Below are 16,839 nucleotides of genomic sequence, written 5' to 3'. Positions count from 1 at the left end.
CCCTGAAAAATCCCCTGCCCGCGCCGCATCGTCCCAAAGACGATGTTAGAATACGGCTGCATTGTCCGTGACCCCTTGTCCATTCCTCTAAATATCTTGGCTCAAGCGTATGTTAGAAAATCGTGACTATACCTTAATTGTCGACCGCAGCGGCAGTATGTCGGAACAAGACCAAGCGGGCGGAAAAAGCCGTTGGGACGTGGTCAAAAATTCGGCGATCGCCCTGGCTGAAAAGTGCGATGAATATGACCCGGATGGGATTACGGTATATCTGTTTTCCAGTCGCTTTCGTCGCTATGATAATGTGAATGCGGACAAAGTTCGGGAGATTTTTGAGCAGAATAATCCCGTTGGCAAAACGGCTTTAGCTGAGGTATTAGGGGATGCCCTCAATAACTATTTTGAACGCAAAGCCGCCGGAACTAGTCAACCCAATGGGGAAATTATCCTGGTCATTACCGATGGGGAACCGAATAATCGCAAAGATGTGATTAAACTGCTCATTGAAGCGTCACAAAAAATTGACCGTGACGAAGAATTGGGAATTTCTTTTATTCAAGTGGGCAATGATCCCAAAGTTCGCGAATTTCTCAAAGCCCTCGATGACCAACTCACCGATACTGGGGCAGCCTTTGATATTGTGGATACCATTACCCTAGAGGATATGGAGGGTCAATCCCTGTCTGATGTTCTGCTCAATGCTATTTTAGACTAAGGTTCTGATGACCGGAGCGACTGCAACGTTACTGTTATCATGCCCTGACCAACAGGGATTGGTTGCCAAAATTGCCAATTTCATCTATTCCAATGGTGGCAATATTATTCATGCTGACCATCACACAGATTTTAATGCGGGCCTGTTTTTAAGTCGCATTGAATGGCAGTTAGAGGGGTTTAACCTACCTCGTGATATTATTGATCGCGCCTTTGCGGCAGTGGGAAAACCCCTTAACGCCAGTTGGGAACTGCATTTTTCTGATGAACGCCAACGCCTGGCCATTTGGGTGACGAAACAGGATCACTGTTTACTAGATTTGCTGTGGCGACAACAGGCCAAGGAACTCCCGGCGGAGATTCCTCTCATGATGAGTAATCATCCTGATTTAGAGGCGATCGCCGAGCAATTTGGCATTGACTTCTACCATATTTCAGTCACAAAAGCAAGTAAAGCTGAGGCAGAAGCCCAACAATTAGACCTACTCCGTCAGTATGACATTGACCTCGTGGTGCTGGCGAAATATATGCAGGTGGTGAGTCCGGGATTTATTGAACAGTTCTCGAAAATCATCAACATTCACCATTCCTTTTTACCCGCCTTTCCCGGGGCCCGGCCCTATCATCGGGCCTACGAACGGGGGGTAAAAATTATCGGGGCCACGGCCCATTATGTCACCGCCGATCTCGATGAAGGGCCCATTATCGAGCAAGATGTGGCCCGCGTCAGTCACCGAGACCTAACTCCAGACTTAATCCGTAAAGGGAAAGACTTAGAACGGATGGTATTGGCCCGGGCCGTGCGATCGCACCTCCAGCATCGGGTTCTCGCCTACAATAACCGTACCGTGGTCTTCTCCTAACCCCGAACTCATAGCCCCACTTCTTGCAAGTGGGGTTGCATCGTCTCCCAGGTTAGCCCCTGTTCAATATAGCGAGGTTGATCCGGGAGGTAGGGGCTATGGAGGCGATCGATCTGCTCAAACCGGGCCGATTCCGGTACAATCGGCACATCTGGGTCACTGGCCGTTGGTCGCATCAGGGAACTGGAAAAGCCCTTAAAGATGATGATCTCATCCGTCTCATCATCCCAACTCGCCAACACCCGTAACACTTCATCGGGCCGTTTCATCGTGTACTGTTCCAAACGTGCGATCGCGCTCATCATTGGTTCTTCCTCATCCCATTGCCGAGCGACCTTGTTTTGCTAAACGAACAAAGGCGAAATAGAGCAAACACAGAACATAGGCCACTAAGCCCACAATACCAATAAATCCCAACAGTTCCGTGGCTGTATTGGCGTGAAACATGGCTTTATATCCCCAGGGGGCCTCTAACCAAATGCGACAAGACATGGTAGAAACAACCGCCTCTCGGGAAAGCGTTGCACAGGAGAAGGCGGGGAGTTGAAACAGAACCCCAATGAAACAATAAATTGTAATCGCCCAACGCCAAGAGGTGAGAACCCATTTGAGGGGTTTACGGGGTGCGTCGTCGATTTCGTCGTTGAGATCGACCCAAAACCAGAGGCTGATGGGAATCAAGATACGGGCCAGTCCACCAGTGAGGAAACTAATGGGAAGGGAGGCGATGGCCAGATAGACGGTGATGGCCAGTAAACTGGCGACGCGCCAGTAAATAGTTAACAACCGCTGCACCGCCTCGAACTTCTCAACAAAGGCCCAGATGAGAAGAATGAGGGGCACAATGACGGTAAAGAGAACGGCGAGACGGTAGTCAAGCCAAACAAGGGATTGGAGGGTGGAATCGTTGAACATGGTTTGGGAAGGGAACAAGGAACAGGCAACAGGCAACAGAAACAACGTAGGGGCGTACCCTTGTGGTCGCCCTCTGGGAACAGAAACAACGTAGGGGCGTACCCTTGTGGTCGCCCTCTGGGAACAGAAACAACGTAGGGGTGTACCCTTGTGGTCGCCCTCTGGGAACAGAAACAACGTAGGGGCGTACCCTTGTGGTCGCCCCCTTCCGGCAGTAGGCAGGAGGGGGGAGGCTTTTTAGTTGACAATGACTTGTAAATTTCCTGAGAGATGGAGGAGTCCGTCGTGACAGGTGAGGTCTTCGATGGATACCGTAGCATCTAAGGGAATATCTCGGGAGGGGAAGGTTTGGATGCCGTTGTGGCCGTCTCCCTGTACCTGGATATCCTGGAGTTGAATCTGTGGGATGTCATCTTGGGACGGGATAGCTAAACGGGTTGTGAGATGTAAGGCTTGGGGGGATGGGCTGATGAGATGGAGGCGATCGCCCCGCAGTTGAATGGTAACCCCACTCCAGTCCATTGCGTCGGGTAAAATGCCTTGGAAGACCTCGCGGGTGGCCTCTTGCAGTAAGGGGGAGGCCAGGGAGGCGGTGAGATCTTGCTCATGGATTGTTAGGTTGATTTGCACCGGAACCGGCTGCAACAGTCGTAGGGGTTCTCCTTTGAGGAGTTGTTTGAGATTCAGGCGAACGGCCCCGGCTTGCAACAGAACTTGTCCTAAATGGAGTCCTTGGTAGATGACGCCTTCGGCTTCCACCTCGATGCTGGGGATTTCCCCGCGCAACAGTTGACGATTTTTACCGGAAAACTCAATCTTGAGGGTTTGGGCCTGATCCACTTGCGATCGCAGCCACAGACGCACCGCTCCTGAGAGGAGGGAACTGAGGGAACTTTTGGCGGGAGAACTAGGGGATAGGGTAGCCGATGAGGTCATAAAACGTTAGTCTTCAACACGATAGCCGAGTTCATGGAGGCGAGTGCGAGACTGTCGCCATTTAGGTTGTACTTTAACAAACAGTTCCAGGTAAATTTGACCGCTGACGAGTTTTTGAATTTGCTCCCGGGCGGCGGAACCGATTTGTTTGAGCATTGAGCCTCGTTTTCCAATGAGAATCCCCTTTTGGGAATCTCGCTCGACATTAATGGTGGCGAAAACGCGAGTCAGTTTTGGGGTTTCCTCCACCTTCTCAATGGCGATGGCCACGGAATGGGGGACTTCTTCGCGGGTGTTGAGCAGGATTTGCTCTCGAATCAACTCGCCCATGATAAAGCGTTCCGGGCGATCTGTAACTAAATCCGGGGGATAGTAATAGGGGCCAGGTTCGAGGTGAGTGACGAGCCGTTCGAGGAGTTCTGGGGTTCCGGTTCCCTTGAGGGCCGAGAACTTCACCACCTCCCAGGGGCGATCGCCGGCCAGGTCTTGATAGGAGGCATCGATCGCCTCGGCTTTATCATAGGACTGGCAATCTATCTTATTGAGGCCCAGCAACACCGGAACCTTAACCTCCTGCAAGAGATCCGCAATATAGCGATCGCCCCCCCCAGCTTCCCCGGAACCATCCACGAGAAACAGCAACACATCCCCCGAGTTGATGGCTCGTTTCGCATTCTGGACTAACACCGTTCCCAACTGATGATGGGGTTTATGGATACCGGGGGTATCGATAAAAATCAATTGGGCCGCATCGGTGGTGAGAATCCCCTGGAGGCGATTGCGAGTAGTTTGAGCCACGGGGGAGGTGATGGCGACTTTTTGCCCCACCAGGGTATTCATCAGGGTCGATTTACCCACATTCGGGCGACCAATAATACTGATAAACCCCGATTTAAACCCTTCGGGGGGCGTTGGGATGAGCGAAAATTCGGCGGGATTCATGAAAAACTTGGGGAGGGTGGAGGAATCTATTCTATCGTTGCTTTGCCAGGAGGAGGCGGCTCATTTGGCCATCGTCTCGGCTGTGTTCCGGCTGTTGAACTGTTCATCAGACAGATTAGATGACTCTTGCGAACTGAAGCCTCCCATAGCATAGACGATCGCCCCAACCCCCCCCAGAATGACCATTCCCGTGACCGTTCCTGCCAGAAACGGACCCCATCGAGAGGGTCGCCCCAACCCCCCCCAGAATGACCATTCCCGTGACCGTTCCTGCCAGAAACGGACCCCATCGAGAGGGCGATCGCGTGGGTTTCGGAGTCGCCAGGGGCAATTGTTTGCGTAACATCTGCTGTTGTTTTTCCAGGCGATGATCGCGTGGGTTTCGGAGTCGCCAGGGGCAATTGTTTGCGTAACATCTGCTGTTGTTTTTCCAGGCGATCGCGGCTCTCCTGAATCTGGGCCCAAAGGCTGTAATCGACCCCCTCCTCAGAGGACTCAGGAGGCCGTAACAGGGCGATCGCCTGCTGATAGGTCTCCAACAACGCTTCCGTCGCCGCTAAGCCTTGTTCAAAGTGCTGTTGAGCCATGGCTACCAACCGTAAGGCTAACTTACTCCCCACCCGACTCCCATTGAGTAACCGTTGCCAATGCTGGCGATGAATCATGAACAAAGAGCAATCAGACGTCGCCCGTAAACTACTGCTATAGGGGCGTTCCAGAAGAAAATCGAGCGCCGATAGGGTATCCCCAGCTCGAACGCCTCCTAGGAGCAATAACTGGCCGCTTTCGGCTTCCTGGAGTCGTTCCCCCTCCCCCTCTAACAGCAGCCACAGATGATCACTGGGACTCCCCTCGGCAAAAACGAGCTGTCCCGCCTCCGCCTCGCAGTAACTGGACAGTTCTAAAAGCTGTTGCTGTTCACTTTCTGAGAGATTGGCGGTGAGTGGCGTTTGTTTGAGTCGGTGTAACAGGCGATCAGGGAAGTCCATAGACAGTTAATAGGAAAAACAAGACAAGAGGGAATGGGACATGGCCCGAGTTCCGTGCCAGTCTGGGATGACATCCGGGCCATGGGGGTTAAGGGATGAGTTTAATCAGGACTTGGGCCCGGTGGACTCCGTTACGATGTCCTTCCGTACTCAACAGGAGCGATCGCACATGGTCAAACAGGGGATTTCCCGTCAGTTCCAAAACCCGCAAAAAGGGCAATTGCTGACGTAACGGCCCCTGACTCTGTTGCCAATTGAGATAAAAATAGCCGTCATTCTCCTGGGGAAGCAGCGGTAACTCTTTGCGGAACTGACCGTTGGCTAAGAGGGAATTACGACGGGGTGAGGTATAGGCCCAGTCGATGGCTTCAATGGAACTGGCTAGGAGACGGTAATCATTCAACTGACCCCGAACGCCTAACACATCCGCTTCGAGGCGTAGTCGTAAGTTCCCTTCAGAGGTTTTTCCTTCCTTCGTCATCAGACGAGTCCAGGCCAGAATCCGATGTTGGTCTTTCAGGGTAAAGGGGCCGACACTATAGCCATTGGCGGCGGCGGCTTCATCGAGGCGGGCAATAGCGGCGTCAGACTGGGAGTGATTGTCCGGGGGGTCATCCGCCACGAAAATCCAATCTAAGCCATCTTCGTCCGCATTGGGTAATAATGCCAGAGCATAATCCCCCGTCACCCAATCAAAAATATCCTCCTGTAACGAAATTCCCCAGCGGTGTTCCAATTCCCCTAGGGGTTGGGTGAGTAAACGAGAGAGTAAATCCCCTCCTGACACCGCTTGCGAGAGACGACGCCAGCGACTGGCGAGATCTGTTCCCGCCAACACTACAGCACTCTCCTCAGGGACATAATTCAACGCCGCTACGGGGTGATCTAATTCGGGGGCAACGGTACTCTCATCGTTGCGACTGGTCCAGACCGTATCCGCCAGGAGGCCTTGACGGCTAAGGCCTAAGCCAATGGCCAAGGTATCCGGGAGTTGAGACTCAGGTTTAACCGAATCGCCCCCTAGCCAACCACTCAGTTGGGGGACATCTGCGAGGATAATTCCAATTCGCTGGTCATCCAGCCGGGCGATCGCCTTCTGATAGGTGGGAGAATGTTGTAAGTTCAGATCCTCAACTTGGGCATCGTTAATGGCTTTGCGCAAGACCTCCGGCGCGTTAGCGAACAACACAAAGCGATCGCCCACCAGGGCACTTGACCATTCTCCAGCACTTTCCTTAGCAAAGGGATTAAAGTCTTTCAGTTGCAACCTATCCCCCGTTGGTGGGCGGGTTTGACGGCTATAAATGAGTTTCACGCCCTTATAGGTCTCAAAGCGCAATTCCCGCCCCGAAACAGCCTTATTTTGCCAAAACAGATCCAGAAACTCGCGACTGCGTTCCCCATCGCGGACTTCCAACGCCAGGAGATATCCGGGCTGGGTTCCATTTTTGGGATCGCGATCGAGGTCAGCAGTGGTGACGGCTAGGGTAATTTCGTCTCCTAACCAGGGTTCAATATCCCGTTCATACTCTAAGTTGGTATCTGTCAGCAGACTAGCTTTCAAACGCCGAAATTCTGCCTTGGCCTGTCCCCGTTGACGTAGGGGAGTGCGCAATTGTCGCAAGTCTTGTAGTTTCTGAGGATTGGTAAACAGCGACATCACCAAAGGGGGATCTTTGGGAAGAAACAACGCCGCCGCCGGTTCACCCCTCGGGGCCCCCCGCAACAGCGTCAGAGAACTCTGGAAGCCAAACCAATACACCGTCCAGAGGACAGTTAGGAGAATCACCCCGAGGAGGGTGAGAGATAGGGGAGAATAGGCGCGTGACTTCATGACGGTTCCTGCAACGTGACCCAATCGCCATTATTCCATTTCCTTCGGCAATTGCGAAATGGTCAATAATAAACAGTAGGGAATCTTGACTCTATTTTCGGACATTCTGCTGCTCCAGTTTAGGGTTGGGCTGCCCCGATAGCGCGACGTAACTCTTATAGGTTCTCTTTATGGCACGCGGCGACCAGATTTATGTAATTCGTCCCTTCTTCCATCTCGATGGCCTCTACGAACACCACGGGATTGATTGTGGGGATGGCACTGTAATTCACTATTCTAAGCGGGAGGATGAGGCGACGGTGAAACGCACCTCCATGGGGGCCTTCACCGGGAACAAACCCGTTTACACCCGCAAGTACCCCGCCCATTATATTGCTGAAACCACCCTGCAACGGGCCGAGAGTCGCCTAGGAGAGCGCAAATACAATCTGCTGTTCAACAACTGCGAACATTTCGCCACCTGGTGCAAGACAGGGATTAGTGACAGCAAGCAAGTCCGCAAGTTTGCCCCCCTGTTAGCCACCCTCAACCCGGATCAGTTATTGGGCAAAATCAACCAGTCGTTCCAAGATGGTCATCAACAGGATGCCCCCAGTATGTTGGACGGGGCCTTAGGGGAAATCAAACTCGCTTGGGATGACCTACAACCCCGTTACAATCAAGCTGTGCAGGAGATGCAATCTTGGGATAAGGTGGCGCACAGGGCCCTAGAACGCGATCGCGAGGATCTAGCCCGGGCCGCCCTCCACCGCAAACGAGAGTTTCGCCTCAAAGCCCAAGATCTCAAACAACACCTCGATCGCCTCGCCAAAATGACGGAAACCCTCGTCCAACAACGCCAGGCCATTGACAATTAGCGGCACGCCTCTTGCCTCTTGCCTCTTGCCTAATTTACCCGCATTCTACGGCTAACAATAGCAATCCCTCCCCGACGGACGATCGCCCCAGATACCCAATAGTCTCCTTCTCCGTTATCGACTTCCCCAACCTTGAACAAACCCCCAGCATTAAGGGGTTCGAGTTCCAAGACATTGGGATTGAGATGACTATGACTCGATACCGGTTCCTGCATGGCGGCCCCGAGGATTAAATCTTCCCCGAGGGGTTCTTCGACAATTAAATCAAAGTGATAGCGACTGTTAGGAGAGGTTTCTAAGGGAAGATTGACGCGCACATTGGGGGGATTGTCTCCTGAGAGAATGCGGATTTCTTCCTGGAGAATCTCTTGAGAGACGATTTGTCCATTTTCATAAGTTTGGCGCGATCGCACGGTGGCCCGAAGTTCGGTATTGGGTAAATCCCGGGCCTGCAAGCCAACAATGGTGGTTTCCGTTTCCACCTCGTAGCCGTTAGCGGTCTCGTCCCAGGAGAGAATCTCGCTATCGTAGTTTAGGTTGGGGAAGCGTTCCCAAAGTTGTTCGAGAGAGGCCTGGAAGTTCTCGCGGCTGAGTCCATCGTAATGACGGAAGCTATCGCTATAGAAGCGCATCAAGGCTTCAATATCCCCCTCGGTGGCGGTTTTGTCGATGCTTTGCAGGAGTTCTTGCAAGTCCTCGGGGGCATCTTGGTTGGCGTAACTGGGTGGGGGCAGCAAGCTGCTGGTGAGGCCCGAGGCGATCGCCCCAAGGATCAGGGATGAGAGAAGACGAGGGAAGTGCCGTTGCGGGTTGGAGGTTGGGAAATTGAGGGTCATCGTCGACAACTAAACAGAGGAATCGCCTCTAGTCTAAGGCCTAAAACAAAAGACCTGCTACAAATGCTGTAACAAGTCTCTTGCGTGTTTCAAAGTGGAGCCTACGGGAATCGAACCCGTGTCCGCCTTGGGTATTGACCTCACGATCATTCACAGGCTTAGCCCCGTTAACCCTTGGGGCGGGGACCGTCCCTTATCCCGGACGGCGGGATGCTCTGGTATTGTCTTAACTCAGTTCACTGACCAGAGGCAGTGAATGAGTGCATCCGTTGGGGTTTACCTATAGCCTTTAACGGAGTCGGACTATAAGTGCTCGAACCTACAGGAGGTTTTTTCTAGGCAACCGCAGCTGCTTTACGAGCGAAAGGAACGATGTTGTTCGCATTTACTTTTTGTTTTGAGCCTTTGATTTACGAGAGGAGACTCACTCTCGGCCTGCATCACGCTTCGGGTTTCCCCAACACGTCGAAACCATGAAGGCCCCTTGTGAGTGACGTGAATGCTATCGTTTCCTTTCTGGATCTCTTATTATAAGGGAAAATTTTAGAAGTGACAACCGTAGATTAACAATTGCCTCTTGCCCCTTGCCTTCTCCCCCCTACTGCCTACTGCCTTTCTGAGAGAGTATCCAAAATAATGCTCAATCACAACGAACCCTCCCCATTTTTTCGCGAACCCATTAGCATATAGGTGTGACTAACCTGAGACACCCGTTACATTCCTTAAAACAGGGAACCTGGTTCAAGTTAATCTGCGGAGCCAGTTTCCAAGACCTGCCTGCCGTGCATAACCTGAGTTTGGCATATACCTTAGCCGGAGTTGATTGTATTGATGTAGCCGCTGATCCGGCAGTGGTTGAGGCAGCTCGTGGGGGCATTACGGCGGCCCAAGCCTATGTGGAGTCGGCGCGATCGCGGGGACTATCTCCCAATCCCAAGCCCTGGCTCATGGTCAGTTTAAACGATGCCGATGATCCTCATTTTCGTAAAGCGCAGTTTAATCCCGATGACTGTCCACCCGACTGTCCCCGTCCCTGTGAGGCCGTCTGTCCAGCGGCGGCGATCGCCTTCACCGAGGAGCATCAGGGCGTGATTGAGGAACGCTGTTATGGTTGTGGCCGTTGTTTACCCATTTGTCCCCAAGGACTCATTGGGGCGAATGCCTATCGCACCAGTCCTGAAACTCTAGCCCCCTTTATCCTGTCTATGGCTGTTGACGCCATTGAAATTCATACCCAACCCGGTCATAGCCAGGACTTCCAAGCTCTTTGGCGGGCGATCGCCCCTTGGCGAACCCATCTCAAACAACTGGCAATTAGTTGTCTACACAGTCCCCAGAGTTTAGAGTATCTGCGATCGCTCTACGACATCATCGGTGACGCCTTTCCCGAACCCATCTGGCAAACCGACGGGCGATCGATGAGTGGAGACATTGGCAAAGGAACCAGCAAAGCCACCATCCAATTTGGGCAACAGGTTCTCGCGGCCAACCTTCCCGGATATGTCCAACTCGCCGGAGGGACCAACCAACATACTGTCCCCAAACTGCAATCCCTAGGCTTGTTTAACAACCGATTAAATTGCGAACAATCTTCGTCTAACACGCCATTAACCCGGCCAAAACCCGCTAAATATATAGCAGGGATTGCCTACGGCAGTTATGCCCGAGCCATTTTGTCCCCCATGTTGACCGCATTAAACAGCATTGAGCAGGGTTGCGCCATGTCTTCTTCCGTATACCTAGATCAGCATCCTCCACTTCTCTGGGCCGCCGTCGAGCGGGCGCGATCGCTCGTGGCCCTCCACCATCAGCCCTCAGCGATCTTAAAAGCCCACTAACCCCACTTTCCGGGTTGACAGCCCCTGTTGCTATTTTCTAGCCTTCATGGTGACTCCCCATCCTAACCAGCCATCTTCTATCCTTTATGGGCGATCTCCGTCTCCTGAAGCCGCCCCTTCAGAACCAGAACGCGATATGCAGCGCAGCACCGACGATCTCACTCGACTCCTCAGCATTCTCCCCGAACCCATCCAAACCCATATCGAACAACATCCCCAGCGGGACGTTCTCATCGAAATTGTCATGGACTTAGGGCGACGGCCCGAGGCCCGCTTTCCCGGCCAAGCCGAATATCTCAGCGACGATCCGATCACCCAACAAGACTTACAAGATTGTGTTGATCGCGTGGGACATTTCGGCGGCGACAACCGGGCCGGTATCGAGAAAACCCTACACCGCATCAGCGCCATCCGTAACCGCAGCGGCGACATCATCGGCCTCACCTGTCGCGTCGGGCGAGCCGTTTTCGGCACCATTGGCCTGATTCGCGATTTAGTCGAACGGGGTCAATCTATTCTCATGCTCGGTCGCCCAGGCGTAGGCAAAACCACCGCCCTACGGGAGATTGCCCGAGTTCTCGCCGACGACTTACAAAAGCGAGTGGTCATTATCGACACCTCCAACGAAATTGCCGGAGATGGCGACATCCCCCACCCCGCCATCGGCCGGGCGCGACGAATGCAGGTGGCCCGCCCCGAACTGCAACATCAGGTGATGATTGAAGCCGTCGAGAACCATATGCCCGAAGTGGTGGTCATCGACGAAATCGGCACCGAACTCGAAGCCCTGGCCGCCCGCACCATTGCCGAACGGGGGGTGCAACTGGTGGGAACCGCCCACGGAAACCGGATCGAGAACCTGATTAAAAACCCAACTCTGGCGGACTTAATTGGTGGGATTGGTTCAGTCACCCTCGGGGACGATGAAGCACGACGGCGGGGAACCCAAAAAACAGTCCTCGAACGCAAAGCCCCGCCCACCTTTGAGATTGCCGTGGAGATGTTAGAACGGTATCGCTGGGTGGTGCATGAGAGTGTCTCGGATACCGTAGATATCTGGCTGCGGGGACGACAGCCGAACCCTCAAGTGCGGACCATGAATGAGACTGGCAAGGTGTTAATTTCCCATGAGTTACCCGATGCCCCCATTGCCCCAAAACCCCCAAAAAATGCCGGGGTGCGGGGTTGGCGAGCCTCGGGACAGATGAAACCCCTGCCCCGCACCAATGGAGTCGCCACCAGTTCCCCTCAGAAACATTTTGAGCAGTTATTGGATGCCTCTCTCTCCAACAGTCCTGAGTTTGACCGCTTTGGCAATGAAATTGTGGATGAGGGAGAACGATTTTATCTCTATCCCTATGCCATTAGTCGCGGCCAGTTGGAAGAAGTGATTGGGGTGTTGGAGTTACCGGTGGTGATTACCAAGGATTTGGATGAAGCCAATGCTGTTTTGGCGTTGCGATCGCACTTCCGCAATCACTCGAAACTCCGCCATGTCGCCAAAGCCCGACAAATTCCCATCCATCTGATTAAATCCAGTACCATCCCGCAGATTACCCGGGCCTTGCGACGGTTGTTGCAAATGGAGGATCCTGGCATTCCCGATGTGGCGGATTTACGGCTGTTTAGTAACAATGCCAGTGATGATGAGATTGAGGCCCTAGAGGAGGCCCGTTTGGCGGTCGAACAGATTGTGCTGCCGAAAGGGCAACCAGTGGAGTTGTTACCGCGATCGCCCAAAGTCCGAAAAATCCAGCATGAACTGGTGGAACACTATCGCCTCAAATCCGATAGTTTCGGCGATGAACCCAATCGTCGCCTGCGGATTTACCCCGCCTAATCCCTCCCCCAAACCGCGATGGGAGGCTTGAGGGAGCCAAATCGGGCTAGTCCCCTAACCCATCGCGAACCCGTTGCACCAGCGCCTCAGAAACGCCCAGCGCCGCTGCAATTTGTGCCACATCAAGACCCATCGCCAAAAAGTTGCTGATGGCTTGTTCCTGAGCCTGCTGAGCCGCGCTCTGGGCTTGATTGAGGGCGGCTTCTGCGGCTTCGGCTCGTTGCCGTTCTTGTTCGGCTTGTTGACGGGCGGTTTCCGCCTCTTGCCGTTCCCGTTGCGCTTCTTCAGCGGGGGTGGGGATACAGGTCCAATCCGCATCATACCAACGCAACCAGCGTCCGTTCACGCCACGATAGGGGCCAGTCCAGACTCCTAACCCTAACCCCAGTTCCTCGAACCAGAAACGGCGTTCGGGCAAGTCTTGTTCTTGATAGCGGCCGCCCGTTAGGATAAACAGTCGGAACTGATTTTGGATGCGATCGAACACCGCATAGAAGGGAACTTGCAGAATTTGCTCATAGACTTGCCATTTATTGGGGGGTTGATCGGCCAGACGCATACTACCGCGTCCTAAATCTTCCGCCTCCGTCCCCGGTGACAAGAGTTCTACCACCAGAAAGGGAGAGATTCCCTCTTGCCAGATGACATAACTCCAGCGTAACTGGTCTTGTTGGTCAACGTGGGTAGCCCCGAGAACCATGAACCAATCGGGCCGTTTATGCCAGAGGGTATGGTGAGGGTCATAATAGACATTGAGGTCTTGAGCCGTCAAACAGTCTTCTGGCGAGTAGTTTGACGGTTTACAGGTAATGCTTAAGAGCGTCGGTTGTAACTCATGAAATTGATCCGGCAAACCAAGTTCCTCCGGGAATTCGCTGGGGAGGTCATACATGGTCGGTAAGGGAGTTTGCCAGCGGCGAGAGGCGTCAACCATGATGGGAACCCATGACTAAAAACGATGATTTGATTCTAGCAAAGGGGAATTACGAGAGGGCAATCACGGCGACTCCCAGAACCATAATGGTGGTTCCGAGAAGTCGTTGTTTGAGGCCAGTTTCTTGGAAGATAAATCGCCCCCAGAGGACATTAAATAAGGCGCTGGTGCGTTTAATGGCGATGACGTAGGCGACGAGGGTGAGGGAGAGGGCCGTCATCTGACAGGCGACGGCGATCGCATTGAACCCCCCAATAGCCAACAGAGGTAAGGGTTTGGCTTGAATTTGCTGTCTCCAATCTTGGCATTTAAGCAGCATCAGGGGGAATAGCCAGAGGGCATTGGCGGCGTAAACGGTGATCACCCAAAATAGGGGTGAGGAGTTTTGCAGGCCAATTTTGTCGAAGTTGGAGGTGAGACTCCAGAGAAAGGCCACGAGCAACATAAAGCGGGCCCCTCGTTCGTTGAGGAGGGCGCGCAGGGGTTGGAGATAGCTGGTTTGACGTTGGGCGAAGTTGAGGAGATAAGCACCACTGACAATCAGGAGAATCCCCAGTAAGCCCCAGGTGGTAGGAAATTCACCGACGAGAATGGGGGAGGTGAGGAGGAGAAAGAGGGGGGTAAAGGTGGTGAGGGGGGCAACTTTGGAGAGGTCGGACAGGCGGATGGCCTTGATAAAGTAGAGGTAGGCGATCGCATTCAGGAAACTGCCGGCCAGCAAGGCGTTCCAGAAGGGGGGGCTAATGGTGGGAGTGCCGAGGACGAGGGTAAAGGGGAGTAGGAGAAGGGCGGTAAAGGCGTTGAGGGACCAGGTGATGACGTAGTCGTTGTGAAGGGTGGATGAGGTTTTATTGGCGACGTCTCGCAGGGATTCAAAGAACGCCGTCACCAGGGAAAGAATGAGCCAGAGCATTACATAGGAAACCAGAACGAGCCTCCAGGATAGCCCATCCTCTTGTTCTCTCCGTTGCAACTTGGCTCATACTCAGTTCGATGAGTCGGAAATAAACCTTAAAACAGCGGTAATTGCCGTTTCGGTGGTTCATAACCCAGATGCACCCAAGCCGCTGGACTAGCCATGCGTCCCCGTGGGGTGCGCGTCAGATAGCCAATTTGCATCAAATAGGGTTCATAGACTTCCTCAATGGTTTGGGCATCTTCCCCAGTTGTGGCGGCTAAGGTTTCTAAGCCCACAGGACCCCCATTAAACTGCTCAATGGTAACGGTTAATAAGCGGCGATCGGTCCAATCTAAGCCCATGGGATCCACTTCAAATAACTCTAAGGCCGCTTTAGCAATCTCTTCGGTAATGGTTCCTGAAGCTTTCACCTGCGCGTAGTCCCGAACTCGTTTTAACAAACGATTGACAATGCGGGGGGTTCCTCGGGAACGACGGGCAATTTCTAAGGCCCCACTGTCGGTTAGGGGGGTATCTAAAAGTTTGGCGGTGCGTTGGACAATTTGGCTGAGTTCGTCGGGTTCGTAAAACCGCAGTCGCTGTACTAAACCAAAGCGATCGCGCAGAGGAGATGTCAATGCCCCCACCCGAGTGGTAGCCCCGACAAGGGTAAACGGCTGTAAGTCAATGCTACGGGTGCGGGCGGTTTTCCCTTTGCCGATGGTAATATCGAGGCGATAGTCTTCCATGGCCGGGTAGAGTAATTCCTCGGTCATGGGACTGAGACGGTGGATTTCATCGATGAATAGCACATCCCCCGGTTTGAGGTTCACCAGTAAGCCGACGATGTCCCGGGGACGTTCTAAGGAGGGGGCGGTGGTAATTTTGCAGCCAACTCCCATTTCGGCGGCGAGAATTAAGGCCATGGTGGTTTTTCCCAACCCCGGCGGCCCGTACAACAACAGGTGATCTAAGGCTTCTTGACGAGATTGGGCGGCAAGAATAGCAATGTGGAGAACTTCTTTGAGTTCTGATTGACCGATGTAATCGCTTAATTGTTGGGGGCGGATTTTTTCGTCGGCCTGGATTTGGGTTTTGGCTTTTTCCGTGGGTTGCGTCTCATCTGGGCTGTATTCGGCGACATCCTCGGCGGTGGTTTCCGGCTGTAGCAGGGGATTGCGATTATCGCCCGCTGGGGAGGAATTAGACTGAGAGGAAATAATAGCCATGGGCGATCGCCGCGAATCACAAGAGGGTCTTACCCCTAGGGTAAAGGCAGGGGCCTACTTGCGGCAAATGGCGGCGACACTGGTATAGAACTGGGTTCCGTTAACGGTCACAGGATGGATTTGTAGGAGTTCTACCTCTGAAAAATAGTCTAAGAGGAGTTTCTCAAAACTGCTGGGGTTGAAGAAGTTGACATGGGTGGCTTCCAACAAATGCCAGGGAACCACTTGTTGGGGAAAACAGAGGGGAATGGCATCGATGTTGGGCACGGTGAATACTGCCTGTTCTCGGCTGACTCGGGCCAGTTCCTCTAGTACCTGGCGGTAGTGGGGGATATGTTCGATGACTTCAATACTCACGACTGAGGCAAACTGTCCATCGTCGTAGGGAAGGGGAAAACTCCCGTCATAGAGGGTGACGCAATCGGCGATATCGGGCCGTAACTGCTGGCGAATGGCGGGGCGATCGATTTCAATGCCATAGATGTCGCGATAGGCGTCGCGATCGCGCGATCGCAAGGCCCCCAGTAATGCCCCCATACCACAGCCAAAATCTAAAATTGGGGTAGGCAGTGGCTCAACTAACGCCATAACCACCTCTGATACAACCGGGGAGGGCATCCCTTCACCATAAATCTGCTGACGCCCCAAAACAGAGTCACAGCTCAGCAAGCCCTCATAAGCAGGGGCTGTGAGGGTTAACGTTCCTTGGGCGTGCCAGAGGCGATCGCCGGCAACACTGAGCTGAATCTCGGTTAGGGTCGCATTATAGGGAAGTTGATACTCAAAGGTAATGCCGGAAAATGGGAGTTGAGTGTGAGGAGTCACATCCGGGCGATAGGTGCGATACTGATTGAGCAAAGGAATCGTGACTCGATTGACCAAGAGGTCTGGAATCGCCACTGGATCGCGTGTCCAGCCCACCAATCGCAACAGTCCTGAGGCCTCGATTTCACAGGTTTCCCAACAGCCCTGATGATGGGGACGATGGAGAGGATGGGAACCTAACCTCAAGGGAACTTCGTCAGAGATGGGAGACTCGAAGCCCCTCGGCCGGGAACTCAACCGACGGAACGATTGAAGCAGTTTAGAAAACCGAGACGTCATAAGATAGGCAATCTTGAGAGAGTAGCACCGACGGGCAATCGCCCCTCACTATATCAAGGTTCGGCACTGGCGATCCTGACAGACTCGCCTAGAAAATCCCGGCAAAGTGC

At 53.3% G+C, this 16,839-nt stretch carries 16 protein-coding genes and 1 other RNA gene; 5 read left to right on the top strand and 12 right to left on the bottom strand.

The annotated features are described in order from the left end of the window. The first annotated feature begins 109 nt into the window (after positions 1-109). Positions 110-715, top strand: coding sequence for a VWA domain-containing protein (locus tag L855_RS05260; RefSeq protein ID WP_159785089.1), 606 nt, complete (start codon positions 110-112; stop codon positions 713-715). 7 nt (positions 716-722) lie between these two features. Further along, entirely contained in the window at positions 723-1,577 is an 855-nt protein-coding gene (gene purU / locus L855_RS05255; protein ID WP_159785086.1) for a formyltetrahydrofolate deformylase, read from the top strand. A gap of 8 nt (positions 1,578-1,585) precedes the next feature. Here purU and L855_RS05250 read toward each other — a convergent pair whose 3' ends face one another. The 6 genes from L855_RS05250 to L855_RS05225 form a co-directional block, all read right to left on the bottom strand. After that, a complete protein-coding gene (locus tag L855_RS05250) occupies positions 1,586-1,882 on the bottom strand; it encodes a DUF7734 family protein (protein ID WP_159785083.1) in 297 nt (98 codons plus the stop codon). A gap of 10 nt (positions 1,883-1,892) precedes the next feature. Continuing rightward, a complete protein-coding gene (locus L855_RS05245; RefSeq protein ID WP_159785080.1) occupies positions 1,893-2,492 on the bottom strand; it encodes a DUF3177 family protein in 600 nt (199 codons plus the stop codon). 237 nt (positions 2,493-2,729) lie between these two features. Further along, complete coding sequence (locus tag L855_RS05240; RefSeq protein ID WP_159785077.1) at positions 2,730-3,428, bottom strand: LmeA family phospholipid-binding protein; 699 nt, start codon at positions 3,426-3,428, stop codon at positions 2,730-2,732. 6 nt (positions 3,429-3,434) lie between these two features. Beyond that, positions 3,435-4,370 (bottom strand): GTPase Era, encoded by a 936-nt coding sequence (gene era / locus L855_RS05235; protein WP_159785074.1) that lies wholly within the window; start codon positions 4,368-4,370, stop codon positions 3,435-3,437. A gap of 26 nt (positions 4,371-4,396) precedes the next feature. Then, complete coding sequence (locus L855_RS05230; protein ID WP_159785071.1) at positions 4,397-5,359, bottom strand: Crp/Fnr family transcriptional regulator; 963 nt, start codon at positions 5,357-5,359, stop codon at positions 4,397-4,399. Positions 5,360-5,447: 88 nt separating this feature from the next. Then, positions 5,448-7,193, bottom strand: a complete 1,746-nt coding sequence (locus tag L855_RS05225) for a DUF3352 domain-containing protein (RefSeq protein WP_159785068.1) — start codon at positions 7,191-7,193, stop codon at positions 5,448-5,450. A 170-nt stretch (positions 7,194-7,363) separates the two neighbouring features. Between L855_RS05225 and L855_RS05220 the strand changes: the two genes are divergently transcribed. Further along, positions 7,364-8,050 carry a lecithin retinol acyltransferase family protein gene (locus tag L855_RS05220; protein ID WP_159785065.1) on the top strand — a complete coding sequence of 229 codons (687 nt, stop codon included), beginning with the start codon at positions 7,364-7,366 and terminating at the stop codon, positions 8,048-8,050. A 29-nt stretch (positions 8,051-8,079) separates the two neighbouring features. Here the strand turns inward: L855_RS05220 and L855_RS05215 are convergent, their stop codons facing one another. Then, a complete protein-coding gene (locus L855_RS05215) occupies positions 8,080-8,886 on the bottom strand; it encodes a nuclear transport factor 2 family protein (protein WP_246198735.1) in 807 nt (268 codons plus the stop codon). Between the two features lie 92 nt (positions 8,887-8,978). Then, positions 8,979-9,370: a transfer-messenger RNA gene (gene ssrA / locus L855_RS05210) on the bottom strand. Between the two features lie 208 nt (positions 9,371-9,578). Between ssrA and ldpA the strand changes: the two genes are divergently transcribed. Both ldpA and L855_RS05200 read left to right on the top strand, forming a co-directional pair. Then, positions 9,579-10,724, top strand: coding sequence for a circadian clock protein LdpA (ldpA, locus tag L855_RS05205; RefSeq protein WP_159785062.1), 1,146 nt, complete (start codon positions 9,579-9,581; stop codon positions 10,722-10,724). A 136-nt stretch (positions 10,725-10,860) separates the two neighbouring features. Then, positions 10,861-12,564, top strand: coding sequence for a R3H domain-containing nucleic acid-binding protein (locus tag L855_RS05200; RefSeq protein WP_159790972.1), 1,704 nt, complete (start codon positions 10,861-10,863; stop codon positions 12,562-12,564). A gap of 46 nt (positions 12,565-12,610) precedes the next feature. Here L855_RS05200 and L855_RS05195 read toward each other — a convergent pair whose 3' ends face one another. From L855_RS05195 to L855_RS05180, 4 genes are all read right to left on the bottom strand, one after another. Continuing rightward, positions 12,611-13,498 (bottom strand): Uma2 family endonuclease, encoded by an 888-nt coding sequence (locus L855_RS05195; protein ID WP_219729868.1) that lies wholly within the window; start codon positions 13,496-13,498, stop codon positions 12,611-12,613. 49 nt (positions 13,499-13,547) lie between these two features. Further along, positions 13,548-14,411 (bottom strand): EamA family transporter, encoded by an 864-nt coding sequence (locus L855_RS05190; RefSeq protein WP_159785059.1) that lies wholly within the window; start codon positions 14,409-14,411, stop codon positions 13,548-13,550. A 98-nt stretch (positions 14,412-14,509) separates the two neighbouring features. Continuing rightward, positions 14,510-15,625: a Holliday junction branch migration DNA helicase RuvB gene (ruvB, locus tag L855_RS05185; RefSeq protein WP_159785056.1), complete on the bottom strand. Its 1,116-nt coding sequence runs from the start codon at positions 15,623-15,625 to the stop codon at positions 14,510-14,512. A 54-nt stretch (positions 15,626-15,679) separates the two neighbouring features. Further along, positions 15,680-16,729 carry a class I SAM-dependent methyltransferase gene (locus tag L855_RS05180; RefSeq protein ID WP_159785053.1) on the bottom strand — a complete coding sequence of 350 codons (1,050 nt, stop codon included), beginning with the start codon at positions 16,727-16,729 and terminating at the stop codon, positions 15,680-15,682. Positions 16,730-16,839: the final 110 nt, after the last annotated feature.

It is taken from the genome of Sodalinema gerasimenkoae IPPAS B-353, assembly GCF_009846485.1.
Taxonomy (GTDB): domain Bacteria; phylum Cyanobacteriota; class Cyanobacteriia; order Cyanobacteriales; family Geitlerinemataceae; genus Sodalinema; species Sodalinema gerasimenkoae.
The sequence above is the reverse complement of the archived record's forward strand: the minus strand, read 5'-3'. Positions and strand labels throughout refer to the sequence as shown.